The sequence below is a fragment of the Aeromicrobium sp. PFPM2_SD2 genome, from assembly GCF_057364525.1.
Map to the genome: position 1 here is coordinate 1 of NZ_JBNFNZ010000763.1, position 644 is coordinate 644.

General features: G+C 75.5%; 1 protein-coding gene. It reads right to left on the bottom strand.

The window, feature by feature from the left end; all coding sequences use genetic code 11:
* Positions 1-644: FAD-dependent oxidoreductase (locus AC2W7G_RS17960; protein ID WP_485869629.1), on the bottom strand; the 644-nt coding region annotated here is incomplete at both ends.

The following is a 644-nucleotide window of genomic DNA, read 5'->3' on the forward strand; positions in this document are numbered from 1 at the left end:
ACCCGCAGCCGGCCTCGCGCGCGGCGCCTCGGTCAGGCCGACGCCGGCGACCTCCGGGTCGGTGAAGGTCGTGTGCGGCACCGCCTCGTACGTCGCCGCCGCGCCGTCCTGGCCCAGCACGTCACGCAGGGCGACGGCCGACTGGTACATCGAGACGTGGGTGTACGCGCCGTGCCCGGTGACGTCGCCCAGGACCCAGAGTCCGTCGGCGGCGCGCAGCCGGTCGTCGACGGTCAGGTGCTCAGGGTCCAGCCCCACCGTGTCCAGGCCGACGTCCAGCAGGTTCGAGCGGCGTCCGGCCGCCACCAGGAGCCGGTCGGCCTCCAGGCGCTCGCCGTCCTCGAGCGTCAACGAGAAGCGTCCGTCGGCGTGGGTGACCTCGACCGCCTCGGCCCGGGTCATCACGCGGACGCCTTCGCCGGCCAGGACGTCCTGCAGCACCACCGACGCCTCCGGCTCGTCGCCCTCGAGCAGCCGCTCGCCGTGCTGGACGATCGTGACCCGCGCCCCGAACCGGGCGAACACCTGGGCCAGCTCGCAGCCGATGGGTCCGCCGCCCAGGACGACCAGGGACGCCGGGACGCTGTCGGCGCGCACGGCGTCGCGGTTCGTCCAGTACGGCGTGCCCGCGAGGCCGGGCACCG